General features: G+C 51.6%; 11 protein-coding genes and 1 pseudogene. 8 read left to right on the forward strand and 4 right to left on the reverse strand.

Going from position 1 to position 13,982, the window contains the following annotated elements:
• Positions 1-14: 14 nt before the first annotated feature.
• The 5 genes from B5F07_RS08005 (at position 15) to B5F07_RS08025 (ending at position 6,332) form a co-directional block, all read left to right on the forward strand.
• Positions 15-782, forward strand: coding sequence for an SDR family NAD(P)-dependent oxidoreductase (locus B5F07_RS08005; RefSeq protein ID WP_087160756.1), 768 nt, complete (start codon positions 15-17; stop codon positions 780-782).
• A 203-nt stretch (positions 783-985) separates the two neighbouring features.
• Positions 986-2,575, forward strand: coding sequence for a family 43 glycosylhydrolase (locus B5F07_RS08010; protein WP_087160757.1), 1,590 nt, complete (start codon positions 986-988; stop codon positions 2,573-2,575).
• A 99-nt stretch (positions 2,576-2,674) separates the two neighbouring features.
• Positions 2,675-4,363: a sialate O-acetylesterase gene (locus tag B5F07_RS08015; RefSeq protein WP_162613075.1), complete on the forward strand. Its 1,689-nt coding sequence runs from the start codon at positions 2,675-2,677 to the stop codon at positions 4,361-4,363.
• 184 nt (positions 4,364-4,547) lie between these two features.
• Positions 4,548-4,811: a hypothetical protein gene (locus B5F07_RS08020; RefSeq protein ID WP_087160759.1), complete on the forward strand. Its 264-nt coding sequence runs from the start codon at positions 4,548-4,550 to the stop codon at positions 4,809-4,811.
• A 156-nt stretch (positions 4,812-4,967) separates the two neighbouring features.
• On the forward strand, positions 4,968-6,332 hold the full coding sequence (locus B5F07_RS08025) for a Na+/H+ antiporter NhaC family protein (protein ID WP_087160760.1): 1,365 nt from the start codon (positions 4,968-4,970) through the stop codon (positions 6,330-6,332).
• 237 nt (positions 6,333-6,569) lie between these two features.
• Here the strand turns inward: B5F07_RS08025 and B5F07_RS23675 are convergent, their stop codons facing one another.
• The 4 genes and pseudogenes from B5F07_RS23675 to B5F07_RS08045 form a co-directional block, all read right to left on the reverse strand.
• Complete coding sequence (locus B5F07_RS23675) at positions 6,570-6,764, reverse strand: cytidylate kinase family protein (protein ID WP_087160761.1); 195 nt, start codon at positions 6,762-6,764, stop codon at positions 6,570-6,572.
• Between the two features lie 299 nt (positions 6,765-7,063).
• Positions 7,064-7,603: pseudogene (locus tag B5F07_RS23680) on the reverse strand (YczE/YyaS/YitT family protein); the annotation flags it as partial.
• Complete coding sequence (locus B5F07_RS08040) at positions 7,591-8,031, reverse strand: MarR family winged helix-turn-helix transcriptional regulator (RefSeq protein ID WP_087160762.1); 441 nt, start codon at positions 8,029-8,031, stop codon at positions 7,591-7,593. The pseudogene B5F07_RS23680 and the gene B5F07_RS08040, both read right to left, overlap by 13 nt.
• A 123-nt stretch (positions 8,032-8,154) precedes the next feature.
• On the reverse strand, positions 8,155-9,102 hold the full coding sequence (locus B5F07_RS08045) for a tyrosine-type recombinase/integrase (protein WP_087160763.1): 948 nt from the start codon (positions 9,100-9,102) through the stop codon (positions 8,155-8,157).
• Positions 9,103-9,264: 162 nt separating this feature from the next.
• On the opposite strand from B5F07_RS08045, the gene B5F07_RS08050 reads away from it, so the two are divergent.
• The 3 genes from B5F07_RS08050 (at position 9,265) to B5F07_RS08060 (ending at position 13,979) form a co-directional block, all read left to right on the forward strand.
• Complete coding sequence (locus B5F07_RS08050; RefSeq protein ID WP_087160764.1) at positions 9,265-10,095, forward strand: CvfB family protein; 831 nt, start codon at positions 9,265-9,267, stop codon at positions 10,093-10,095.
• 41 nt (positions 10,096-10,136) lie between these two features.
• Entirely contained in the window at positions 10,137-10,376 is a 240-nt protein-coding gene (locus B5F07_RS08055) for a polya polymerase (protein ID WP_087160765.1), read from the forward strand.
• Between the two features lie 129 nt (positions 10,377-10,505).
• Positions 10,506-13,979, forward strand: coding sequence for a DNA polymerase III subunit alpha (locus tag B5F07_RS08060; protein WP_087160766.1), 3,474 nt, complete (start codon positions 10,506-10,508; stop codon positions 13,977-13,979).
• Positions 13,980-13,982: the final 3 nt, after the last annotated feature.

Consider the following 13,982-nt stretch of genomic DNA (forward strand, 5'->3'; position numbering starts at 1 on the left):
AGAAAGGGCGGAGAATGATGGAATTAAAAGAGTATGATTTAAGCGGAAGAGCGGCGATCGTGACAGGCGGGGGAACCGGGATCGGAAAAGCATGTGCGGAGCTTTTGGCTAAAATGGGGGCAAAGGTGATGGTTACCGGGAGAAGAAAGGAAAAGCTGGAGGCCGTGCAGGACGAGATCCGGGCGGCAGGCGGAATCTGCGAGATCTTTGCCTGTGATATTTCCTCGGAGGAGTCATGCCGGGAACTGATCCGGCACTGCACGGATGTGCTCGGTGCTCCGGCGATTCTTGTGAACAATGCGGGAACTTCCGGCACGGCATACAGCCTGGAAGGCGAGTTTGACACAGAGCTCTACAGAAATACCATGGCGGTTGATCTGGACAGCATTGTATGGCTGATCAAATATTTCTATCCCGGATGCCCTCAGGAGACTGGCGGTTCAATTGTCAATATCTGTTCCATTGCCGCTCTGAAAGGAACCGGCCATGTGGCATATACCGCCGCGAAAGGAGCGGTGCGCAGCATGACCCGTGTGCTGGCGAGAAAGCTGGGGCCGGAACATGTGCGGATTAATTCGGTTTATCCGGGGCTGATTCAGACAGAGATGACCCAGAAAGCGGTGGAGAACGAAGCTTTCGCGGAATCCCAGAAGAAGAATACCCCGGTGGGAAGAATCGGACAGCCGGAAGATATCGCCCAATGCGTCCTCTATCTGGCGTCGGATGCCTCCTCCTTTGTGACAGGACAGGATTTTGTGGTTGACGGCGGGTATACATGCTGACGGAAATGCATGCTGGCAGAAATACCATCGATGATGAGATCACATAAGGGGATTCCATCAGGAAGTAAAAAAATCCGTATAAAAACGAAAAAATGCAGGGTGGAAAATTTCTGCACGGATGATATACTGGAGAGAGAAAAATAAGTTCTAAAGACGCCGGAAAATACGGCGGACTTGTTCTTGCAGAATGGAGGCAGCAGAAAATGAAGAAACAGGTATTTAACCCATATCTTCCGTCCTATGAATACATTCCGGACGGGGAACCCCATGTGTTCGGGGACCGGATCTATCTCTATGGGAGCCACGACCGCTTTGGCAGTGCAGGTTTCTGCCTGAATGACTACGTGTGCTATTCAGCGGATGTGAAAGATCTGACAGACTGGAAATATGAAGGAGTGATCTTCCGGAAAGATCAGGATCCGGTGAACCAGAACATCCCGGAGGATGCGCCGGAGCAGCAGCTTATGTTCGGCATTACGCCGGAAAAAGAGGAAGATCTGAATCCAAGAGGAGTCCATGCCATGTGGGCGCCGGATGTGGTGTGCGGACCGGACGGCAGATATTATCTTTTCTACTGTATGGATTTCCTTCCGGAGATCCGTGTGGCGGTCTGCGATACGCCTGCCGGGAAATATGAGTATTACGGAATGGTAAGACATGCGGATGGAACGGTACTGGGAGACCGGGAAGGAGACCTGATCCAGTTTGATCCGGGTGTGTTTGTGGATGACGACGGAGAAATCTATCTCTATTCCGGGAACGCGCCAATAAGACCGGAGATGGATGACGGGACAAAGGGCTCCCAGGTCATGCGTCTTGAGACGGATATGCTGACGCTGAAGGAAGAACCGAGGCATCTGATGCCGAGTATTATGGAGAGCGCAGGAACCGGGTTCGAAGGACACGAGTTCTTTGAGGCAAGTTCTATCCGGAAGATCCACGGGAAATATTATTTCGTTTACTCTTCTGTCAACAGTTCCGAACTCTGCTACGCAGTCAGCGACCGTCCGGACAGAGATTATACATACGGCGGAACTCTTGTAGATATCGGGGATATCGGACTGAACGGAAGAACCAGGGAAGAGGCGGTCAACGCCCTCGGTAATACTCACGGGGGAATTGAGTGCGCAGACGGTCAGTGGTACATTTTCTATCACCGTCAGACTGCACGGACCAGCTTCAGCCGTCAGGGCTGCGCGGAGAAGGTCTTTTTCGATGAAAACGGCAGGATCGCCCAGGTGGAGGTGACTTCCTGCGGACTGAATAAAGGACCGCTTGTGGATGAAGGCACTTATCCGGCGCGGATCTGCTGCCACCTGACCGGAGCGAAAGGTGTGACTTTTTCTCATCCTCTTGCCATGAAGATGGACTATCCGTTCCTGAATCAGGACGGCAAAGATATTGAGCCGGAGTCAGAGGAGGCAAAAAGAGAGACCGAGCTGCCGCTCCAGTATATCTGCAATATCCAGGACGGTACGGTGATCGGGTATAAATATTTCCGGTTCGGAGAAGAGAACGGGACAGGTGATGTGGAATATCAGATAAAAGTTCAGGTGCGGGGAAATGCACAGGGAACACTTTATGTTCAGACCGCTCCGGATAAGGAGGGAGCGGAGGTGTGCGGAAGCATCCCGGTGAACATTGACACGGAGCAGAAAGAGAGTGCCGGCGGGCCGGACGGATGGACGGAACAGACGGGTTCATTCCGGATCCCGGCGGGAGTACATCCGCTTTACTTCCGGTATGAAGGAACCGGAGCGTTCGATATGGTCACTTTTACTTTGAAGAAATAATACTTTCTGAATAAAGTTTTTTTGAGTAAAAAATATTTTCTGCAGCCTCGTCCTGTCAGGATGGAGGCTGCAGAATTTTGTACAGGAGGAGTTAAGCCGATGCTGCAAACAGCGGAAATATTTGGGGATGGAATGGTACTGCAGATGGCAAAGCTGGTTCCGGTCTGGGGAACAGGAGTGCCGGGGAGAACTGTGCAGGTACGGATCCGGGGCGGAGAAAATCCGCAGAAAAAGGAGAAAAGGAATGGCCGGACAGAGGAGAAGAGCACAACAGTCGGACCGGACGGGAAATGGAATGTCAGATTAGACGGCCTGAGCCCTGCTTCCGGTATGACCATGACAGTTACCGACGGAGAGGATACTCTGGAATACCATGATGTGGCTGTGGGTGAAGTCTGGCTTGCAGGCGGACAGTCGAACATGGAGTATCTGATGGGATTTGACGCGGAGCGGGAGCAGGAGAGAGAACTTTTAAGACAATGTGGGGAGCTGCAGCGGATCCGCTTTTTCTCCTGCCCGAAGATTTCCTGGGAGGGAGAAGAGGAGCAGTATGATTACAGCAGCTATGGCTTCTGGCGGAAATGTACGGCAGAGGATCTGGACTTCCTGCCTGCGGTCCCCTACTATTTTGCACGGCAGCTTGCGGAGAAGTTTTCAGATCGGTTTTCAGATCAGGAGAAAGCAGTGTTCAGGGATGTTCCCATTGGCATCGTGGACTGCACCTGGGGCGGCACCCGGGCGATGTGCTGGATGACAGAGGAAAAGATCCGGGAATCCGGCGGAGAGGCGTGGCTTGCAGACTATGAGGCAGGACTTCGGCTGCGCGATCCGGAAGAAGAGGCGGAAGAGTACCGGAAGAATCCGCTGAATGCTCCCACAGATCCGTTCCGGTCGGAGTTTGACTGCAGGGTGCTCTACCCGGGGCTTACCCGGGAGGAACAGGAAGCCCGGATGCGTGAGATCAAAGAGGAAAACGCACAGTCGGAGGAACAGGGGAATCCGGTGATTATCGGACTGTGCCACCCATGGCGTCCTGCGGGACTGTATCACACGATGCTGGAAAAGATCATTCCGTATGCGGTTCGAGGTGTGATTTACTATCAGGGCGAATCGGATGCTCAGAAAGCGGAGCTGTACGAGGACATGCTGACCGGGCTGATCGGACTCTGGCGTGAGAAGTGGGGAGAAGAACTGCCATTTCTCATGGTACAGCTTGCACCTTTTGAAATCTGGTATGAGGAATCCGGAGAGCGCTATCCTGAGATCCGGCAGGCACAGCAGAATGTGGCGGACAGGATGCCGAAAGTCTGGCTTGCGTCCAACGGAGACGCGGGAATGCGCTATGATATTCATCCGAAGCATAAGCGCCCCGTGGGATACCGTCTCGCTTTGCTTGCTCTGAAACATGTCTACGGGGCAGATATTGCCGCAGACGCGCCCAGGTGTACCGGAGCGGTGATGAAAGGACAGGAAATAGAGCTTTCGTTCTCCCATGTAAAAGAATTTTGTGTGAAAGGAAACCGGATCAACGCGCTCCGGGTGTACGACGGAGACCGGGAGCTTTCGGAAGATGAGTATACGGCAGCGCCTGCGGAAGAGGATGCTGTACGGGGAGATACGGGCAATATTCTGAAGATCATGCTGAACAGCCCGTTGAAAAATCCGAAGGTGAAGTTCGCACAGACGGGATACTATGAGGTGAATCTGTATAATGAGGAGATGATTCCGGCGCTGCCCTTTGAGGCGGGGCGGAAAATAAGGATATTGCAGGACGGGATCTTGAGGTGAGTGCAGTCCTGGACACCGGAGAAGTGATCGGGTTTTCATAGAAAAATACTTTACAGTCCGGCAGTAAGGCACTATAATGTTCCTAAAGAGAACGGCATTGCCGTTAGGGGGATTTAGGCGTCAGGGACACAGAATTGGCTATATATTACAAATATATGAGCGTGTTCATCGCAGCAGGAATGGTATGAAAAAGAAGAACGAGGATGAGGCGCGGAGAACCAGGCTTTACGGCGCTTATGTGATCTATGTGAATGCAGCGGTGAAAGACGGGGCAGACAGCGGGGAAGAGAGCAGGCGAACCGTTCTACGGCACGTAATCTTGCGGAGCTTGGAATGCCGTTGGAGCAGATTGCGAAAGCTGTCAGCACGGATGTGGTTACAGTGGGAAAATGGCTGCAGAAGCCCGGGCAGACTGGCGGCAGGCATTGAGAGGAAAAACGGACATTGACTTTCTGTGTTCTGCTTGCTAAAATACACATATGTAAAGTGACTGCCGAAGAGGCGGCACAATGCAGAAATATGCCGGATAAAGGAGTCCTTCGCTGTGAGGCGGAGGATTTTTTCATAACGGCACAATTATGTTACGTGAAAGAGGAGTGAAAGAATGAAGAAAACAGAAACAGACAACAAGGAAACACTCAATGGAAACGAAACAGTAAAGTACGGCGCCCTGGCCTTTCTGCCCCTGCTCGTATTTCTGGCTCTCTATGTCGGATGCGGCCTCGCATTTACGATCATGGGGGCAGAAGATCCGTTTAACAAGATGCCGAGACATGTGGCGCTGCTGGCAGGCGTGGCGGTTGCGCTTCTTCTGGCGCCAAAGCTGAAGATTGATGAAAAGCTGAATGTCCTGACAGAGAACATGGGAAATTCAGGGGTCATGATGATCGTTCTGATCTATCTGATGGCAGGCGGATTTCAGGGGGCGGCTTCGGCTATGGGAGGAAGAGATTCCGTGATCAATCTCTGCCTGAGTTACATCCCGGTACAGTTCCTGATCCCGGGAATCTTTCTGATGTGCTGTCTGATCTCGACTGCAATCGGTACATCTATGGGAACCATCGCGGCGATGGCGCCGGTAGCCATCGGCGTGGCAGAGGGAGCAGGGCTTAACGCGGCTATGGTCTGTGCAGCGGTAATCGGCGGCTCCTATTTCGGAGACAACCTTTCCATGATCTCTGATACCACGATATCAGCGGCACAGGGCTGCGGGTCCGACATGAAAGACAAATTTAAGATGAACTTCTTTATCGCATTTCCGGCGGCGATCGTGACACTGGTTCTTTATGCTGTACTCGGGGGCGGCGGAAGCGGCGAGATTGAAGTGGGCTCCTTCGATATTATCCAGGTCCTTCCGTATGTGATCGTCCTTGTTATCGCGCTGATCGGAGTGAATGTGGCACTGGTTCTGTTTATCGGAATTCTGGCATCCGGTGTGATCGGAATTGCCCAGGGAACAGTGACGTTTTTCGAGTGGACGGAAGGAATCGGAACCGGTATGAGCGATATGTTCAGTATCAGTATTGTTGCAATTCTGATTTCCGGTATCATCGGACTGATCCGTCACTACGGCGGCGTTGAGTGGCTGGTCGGCAAGATTACGGCAAAGATTCATACACGCCGCAGCGCGGAGTACGGAATCGGCCTTCTGTCAGGTGTCCTGTCCGCTGCGATGATCAACAATACAATCGCGATTATCATTACATGTCCGATTGCCCGCGAGATCGGAAAGAAATATACCATTGCACCCAAACGTCTTGCCAGCCTGGTAGATATCTTCGCATGTGCATTTATCACGCTGATGCCCCATGACGGAGGAATGCTGATTGTAACGGAATATGCCGGTGTTTCACCGCTTTCTGTTCTGCGGTATATGTTCTACACATTCGCCCTGCTGATTGCTACCTGCATTACGATTCAGTTCGGGCTGCTTCGCACGAAAGAAGAAAAAGAAGCTTTGAATAAATAGTTTTTGACACAACATAACCTCCCGTAAGTAAGAATGTGACTATGGGATAGACCGGGGATCCGGCAGCAGGTATTGCTCACTGCTTAGGGCTGCGCTTCGCTTGCATGCGCTGTTCGCAGCACCTGCTGCCGGATCCCCGGTGTTCATGTCGATATGTTCTTACTTGTGGGAGGTTATCCTGTGTCAGAAATATTTATATTCGGAAACAGAAATATTTACGGTCATCAATATTTGCGGTCAGAAAGACAGGAGTGCTCTCTGTATGATCTCTGCAACGGTTTCCTGTCCCAGTTCTGTGCTGACTGTCAGGTCATAGTTCTTTGAGTGTCCCCACATCTGATGAGTATAATAGTGGTAATTATCCGCCCGCCGGCGGTCCATCTGCTGAATCTTCTGGCGAGCAGCCTGTTCGCTGAGCTCTTCTGTGACCATGATACGGCGGATGCGGTATTCCACAGGAGCTTTGCCGTTTTGCCTGTTTCCCTCTGAAATGTCCGGGGAATCCTGCGGATTCCCGGTAAGTTGTCCCCGGGCGGCTGCAGCAGCTGCCGTTTCCCCGGAATCGGATGAATCCTGTGCTCTGACGGACACGGCTGTTCTGCGGTGCTCTGCGCACTTTTCCGGGCCCTGCCTTCTGCTCCGAACAGCGCAGGCTCAAGAAAATGGAGAGCCCTGCCGAACAGTCTGGCGAGAAATCCGACCAGAAGCGCAGCGATTATGGTCCCTTCGCGGACGCCGTGGAGCCGGCCAGAGAAAAGAAAGGACAGAACACCGGCGATGACGGTCAGTGACACGTCGAAGGAAATCTTTGTGATGCCGAATTCTGTTTTCCATGTGGAAGAGACCGCGCGCACAAAAGATTCTCCCGGAAGCATTGCCACATTGGCAAGCACTTCCGTATAGACGCCGAATCCGAGGATCACACATCCGATCAGAAGGCTGATGACTTTTACGGGATATGTCTGCGGATTGACGAATCCCAGAAGGATCATGGTCAGGTCAATAAAATAACCGAACAGGATGGAGATGGGAATCTGCAGAAAATGTTCCGGTTTAAAATTTTTTCTCAGAATGCAGAGCTGGATCAGGATCAGAAGAATACTGAAGATGATAGTGAACTGCCCCAGGGTCAGGGGAAAGTTCAGGCTGAGCACATAGGGAATGGCCGAGATGGGAGAAGTTCCCAGGTCAGCTTTTGTAATCAGGCTGACTCCCAGTGAATTGATAAAAAGTCCGATCAGAAATATGATGTAGCGTTTCAGTTTTTCCAATATGATTCCTCCCTCGATGTTAAATTCTGATTAATTCGGGAAAAGACTTCCATGAATTTTTCCCGGTCTGATTCGGAAATACCGCGGAAAGCTTCGTCTTCCAGCGCAGTAAATGCCTCGGCTGTGACAAGCGTGTATTCTCTGCCCTTTTCCGTGAGAAAGATATGGAACGTCCGGCGGTTTCCGTTGAGGACGGTCCGGCGGACCAGGCCTTTCTCTTCCATACGGTTCAGAACAGAGGTAAGCGACCCGGCTTCGATATGGCATCCCCCGGCGATCTCTTTCTGGCTGGCTCCGTCGTGCTCCATAAGATAGTCCAGGACTTTCGGCTGCCCTGCGGTAAGACCCGTGCTTTTCAGCCTCCCGAGCAGCAGTTTCTGAAGGAGCAGGTGGTTTGACATGAGAATATAGTGGAATGTTGGCTTCATCCGGATATCCCTCCCGAAATTATCTGATATTCAGCACATAAAACCGGCAGTACATAGCAGGGATGCACTGCTGAGAATTAGAATTATAACAGTTTGAATTCAAACTTTATGCGCCGGTGACTATTATAGTTGTGAGTTGCAGTCTTTGTCAAGGGAGAAATGGAGGCTGTTTCTGGGGTGCTTTGTCTTGAGGATATCTTTCTGTTTGCTCATGGCAACGTGGGTGTAAATCTCTGTTGTGGTGATGGAGCTGTGACCGAGCATTTTCTGGATATAGCGGATATCCACGTCCTCCTCGAGGAGAAATGTGGCGAATGAGTGGCGGAACATATGCGGGGTGATGTGCAGGCTGATGGAGGCGAGAGAAGCATATTTGCGCAGCATCAGCCGGACAGACTGTTCGGTGAGGCGTCTGCCGAAACGGTTTACGAAGAACCATCTGCCTTCCCGGATCTCCGAGGAAAAAGCGTGAATATAGTTGGAGAGGGCGAGTATGACTTCCGGATTTTCAATCTGGAGAATCCTCTCCTTGGCCCCTTTCCCGTGGAAGAGCAGCGAGTGATTTTGCATGTCCACCTGTTCCGGGGTGAGGGTGCAGAGTTCTGAGATCCGGGAACCGGTGGCGAACAGAAGCTCCGTGACCGCAATATCCCTGCACAGGGTCTTTTCCTGTAGTATAGTCATAGGTTCACGCTGCCTTTCATAGAGAGTCGAGAGAAATGTCTGAATTGTGTGGCGCGGAATGATCCGCGGCAGTTTCTGCGGTTCCCGGAACTGCAGATCGATCCTGGAGAAGGGATTCTGGTTCAGGATGTCTTCAAATTCCAGATAGTGGCAGAACGCCTTGATGCTTGCGATTTTCCGCTTTGTCGTTCTTGGCCTGAACTGCCGGTGAAGCGAGGTGACGTAATCATTGAGGGAATCCCTTGCAAATGGATCGCCGTAAGCTTCCATGAATTCTGCAAACTGGCCGAGATCGATCCGGTACGCCTTGAGGGTTTTCGGATCCAGCTCTTTGCGGTACTGGCAGTAGGTCAGATAAGTGGCTGTTAGTTCAGTTAGATTTTTCATTTGTAACCCTCCATTTCATTTTTGTTTTGCGTTTAATTATACGGGAAAAAGAGATGGAGAGGAATTAACTCTTTACATTTCTGCGGCAATCTATTAGATTAATGTATAGGAAAGATGGTCCGGACGGGCAGTGGCACAAAGGGCCGGGAATAGGAGAAAAGTATGAGATTAGGAGAAAAACAGGTACTTACTGTTGTGAAGATCGTCGATTTCGGCGTATATCTGGGAAGTGATGAAGAGCGCGTGCTTCTTCCGAAGAAACAGGTTCCGGAAGGAATCGAGAAAGGAGATCCGGTGGAGGTTTTTCTGTATAAAGACTCCTCGGACCGTATGATCGCGACGACGAAGGAGCCGAAGCTGACTCTCGGGAAAATGGCGGTTCTGGATGTCGTCGATGTGGGGCGTGTGGGCGCGTTTCTGGACTGGGGGCTTGAGAAGGATCTGCTGCTCCCCTTCCGTGAGCAGACGGTGAAGGTGGAAAAGGGCGACAGATGCCTTGTGAGCCTTTATATTGACAAGAGCGGAAGGCTCTGCGCGACGATGAAGGTCTATCCTCTTCTGAGGACGGATTCCCCTTATCAGAAGAATGACACGGTGAAGGGAACCGTATATGAGATCAGCCGGGAATTCGGCGCTTTCGTGGCGGTTGACAACTGCTTCTCCGCATTGATTCCGCGCCGGGAGATGTACGGGAGAATCCGGATCGGCGATGAAGTTGAGGCGAGAGTGGCTGCGGTGAAATCAGACGGAAAACTGGATTTAAGTGTCCGCGGCAGGATCCCGGAGCAGATGGATGAGGATGCCCGGCAGATCATGGAACAGATTGAAAAGCGGGGAGGAGAACTCCCGTTTACGGACAAGGCGGACCCGGAACGGATCCGGGCGGAATTCGGCCTGAGCAAGGCGGCTTTTAAGAGAGCGGTGGGACGGCTCCTGAAACAGGGGAAGATCCGGATCGACGAAAATCAGGGGAAAATCTTGAAAACCAGATGAAATCGGTTATAATGAGAAGAAGACAGAAGGGAGAATGAACGATGAAAGTTCATAATATAACAGATATAGAAGGCTTTTTCAAAGTGGTTGACCAGTGCAGGGGCAGGGTGGAGCTTATTACCGGTGAAGGAGACAGACTGAATCTGAAATCAAAGCTCTCCCAGTATGTTTCCATGGCAAATATTTTCTCAAACGGAGAGATACCCGAGCTTGAGCTGATTGCGGAGGAGCAGGAAGATGCGGACCGGCTGAGCCGCTTTATCAATGGCGGAACAAAATAGTTCCGCGCAGGGAAAATCAGTTTTTTGATGATATGGAGATCGACTTCCGGTACTGGCTGCCGGAAGTTTTTATTCATGGCAGCGGAAGGCTTGCAGTGCGTGCCGTCTGCTGGCTGACAGAGGTGGAAAATGAGTTTTGTACATTTGCATGTCCATACAGAGTACAGTCTGCTGGACGGTTCCAACAAGATTAAGGAGTATGTGTCCCGGGTGAAAGAACTGGGGATGAACAGTGCTGCCATCACGGATCACGGGGTGATGTACGGTGTCATTGATTTTTACCGGGAGGCGAGAAAACAGGGGATCAACCCGATTCTGGGATGCGAGGTCTATGTGGCGCCGAACTCCCGGTTTGACAGAGAGGTGACGGGCGGAGACGACCGCTATTATCACCTGGTTCTGCTTGCGGAGAACAATGAGGGGTACGCCAATCTGACGAAGATCGTTTCCAAAGGGTTCGTGGAAGGTTACTATTATAAACCCAGGGTGGACAAAGAACTTCTGCGGCAGTACCACAGCGGGATTATCGCGTTAAGCGCCTGCCTGGCAGGGGAGATCCCGCGCTATATTCAGAAAGGGCTCTATGAGGAAGCAAAGAAGGCAGCCCTTGAGTACCGGGACATCTTCGGGGAGGGAAACTTCTTCCTGGAACTGCAGAATCACGGGATACCGGATCAGATGCTTGTCAACCAGCAGCTTCTGAAGATGTCGGAAGAGACAGGGATCGGGCTTGTGGCGACGAACGATGTCCACTATACCTACGCGGAGGACGCGAAACCTCATGATATCCTTCTGTGTATCCAGACCGGCAAGAAGCTCTCGGACGAGAACCGCATGCGCTATGAAGGGGGACAGTACTTTGTAAAGTCTCCCGAAGAGATGGCGCAGTTGTTCCCCTACGCCCTTCAGGCACTGGAAAATACCCAGAAGATTGCCGACCGCTGTCACGTTGAGATCGAATTCGGAGTCACAAAGCTGCCGAAATATGATGTGCCGGAAGGTTATACCTCCTGGGAATATCTGCAGAAGCTCTGCTATGAAGGACTGGAAAAGAGATACGGGAATCCCTCGGATGAGTTGAGGGAACGCCTGGACTACGAACTCGGCACCATCCGGAATATGGGGTATGTGGACTACTTTCTGATTGTGTGGGACTTTATCAAATATGCCAAGGATCACGGGATCGCCGTGGGACCGGGGCGCGGGTCCGCAGCCGGGAGTATCGTCTCCTACTGCCTGGGGATTACCACCATCGATCCCATCCGTTATCAGCTCCTCTTTGAGCGTTTCCTGAATCCGGAGCGTGTGTCCATGCCCGATATCGACGTGGATTTCTGTTTTGAGAGACGGCAGGAAGTGATCGATTATGTGGTGCGCAAATACGGAAAAGACCGGGTGGTGCAGATTGTCACATTCGGTACCCTGGCAGCCCGGGGTGTAATCCGTGATGTGGGACGTGTTATGGATCTGCCCTATGCGTTTGTGGATTCCATTGCCAAGATGATTCCCCAGGAACTCAACATTACCATAGACAAGGCGCTCCAGGAGAATCCGGAACTGAGGAGAACCTATGAAAATGACGAGCAGGTGAAGACTCTCATTGATATGGCAAAGCGCCTGGAGGGGCTTCCGCGCCACAGTTCCATGCATGCGGCGGGCGTGGTGATCAGCCAGAAGTCTGTGGATGAGTATGTGCCGCTCTCCCGGGCGGCAGACGGCACGATCGTCACTCAGTTCACCATGACCACACTGGAAGAACTGGGGCTTCTGAAAATGGATTTCCTGGGCTTAAGAACTCTGACTGTGATCCAGAACGCAGTGGAGATGGCGAGAAAAAAAGATCCGGATCTGAATATGGAAAAGATCGACTACGATGACCAGAAGGTGATGGATTATATCGGCACGGGAAAGACGGACGGAATCTTTCAGCTGGAGAGTGCGGGGATGAAAGGATTCATGAAGGAACTGAAGCCCCACAGCCTGGAAGATATCATCGCCGGTATCTCACTGTACCGCCCGGGACCGATGGATTTCATCCCGCAGTATATCAAGGGAAAGAACGACCGGTCCTCCATTACCTACGACTGTCCCCAGCTCCAGCCGATCCTGGAGCCCACCTACGGGTGTATTGTATATCAGGAGCAGGTTATGCAGATCGTGCGTGATCTGGCGGGATACACCCTCGGGCGGAGTGACCTCCTGCGGCGTGCCATGTCCAAGAAAAAAGGGGATGTGATGCAGAGGGAACGGCAGATCTTTGTCTACGGGGACGAGGAAAACAATGTGCCGGGCTGTATAAAGAACGGTATCGATGAGAAGACTGCCAACAAGATCTACGATGAGATGATCGATTTCGCGAAATATGCTTTCAACAAGTCCCACGCGGCGGCTTATGCCGTTGTGGCGTATCAGACCGCGTGGCTGAAATATTACTATCCGGTGGAATTCATGGCGGCTCTCATGACTTCCGTGATTGAAAATCCCTCAAAGGTGGCAGAATATATCTATGCCTGCCGTCAGATGAATATTAAGATCCTGCCGCCGGATATCAACAAAGGGGAAGCGCAGTTTTCCGTGGACAACGGAAACATCCGTTACGGTCTGGCTGCCATTAAGAGTATCGGCAAGCCGGTGATCCAGGCGATTGTGGAAGAGAGGGAGGCTTTCGGCCCCTTTAAGAATCTGGAGGATTTCATTACAAGAATGTCCTCGAAAGACGCCCTCAATAAGCGTGCCATCGAGAATTTTATCAAGGCGGGCGCCCTCGATACACTGGGGGGCACGAGAAAGCAGTTTATGAGCATCTACGTGCAGATCGTGGAACATGTAAACCAGGAGAAGAAGTACTCCATGGCGGGGCAGATGAGCCTTTTTGATATGGCGACTGACGAACAGAAAGCGGATTTCCAGATCCGTCTTCCGGATGTAGGGGAGTATTCAAAGGAAAATCTCCTTGCATTTGAAAAAGAGGTGCTGGGCATCTACATCAGCGGTCATCCTCTTGAAGAATACGAGGAAAAGTGGAAAAAGAGCATCACTGCAACGACAGCAGATTTCCAGCCGGATGAGGAGACCGGACGCACAAAGGTGCGGGACGGCGCGAAAGAGGTGATCGGCGGGATGATCACGGACAAGACGGTGAAGCATACCAGAACCAATCAGATGATGGCGTTTGTCACCCTGGAGGATCTGCTGGGAACCGTGGAAGTCGTGGTTTTCCCCCGGGATTATGAGAAGAACCGGGATAATCTGGAGATTGACAGCAAGGTGTTTATCCGGGGAAGGGTGTCTGAGGAGGACGAGAAGGCGAGCAAGCTGATCTGTGAGAAAGTGATTCCTTTTGAGCAGACAAAGAGAGAACTGTGGATTAAGTTCCCGGACAAAGCCTCCTACATGGATGAGGAACAGATCGTATACGGATATCTGGCGGATTCCGAGGGGGACGATGAAGTGGTGATCTACTGTGCAAAGGAGCGGGCGGTCAAGCGTCTGCCGAGGAACCGGAATATCCGGATTAACCCGCAGATTTTAAGCAGATTGATGAATCATTACGGGGAAAGCCGCGTAAAAGTGGTTGAAAAAGCTATTGAAAACAAATTCTAAATA

This window comes from Lachnoclostridium sp. An169 (assembly GCF_002160525.1).
Classification (GTDB): domain Bacteria; phylum Bacillota; class Clostridia; order Lachnospirales; family Lachnospiraceae; genus Mediterraneibacter; species Mediterraneibacter cottocaccae.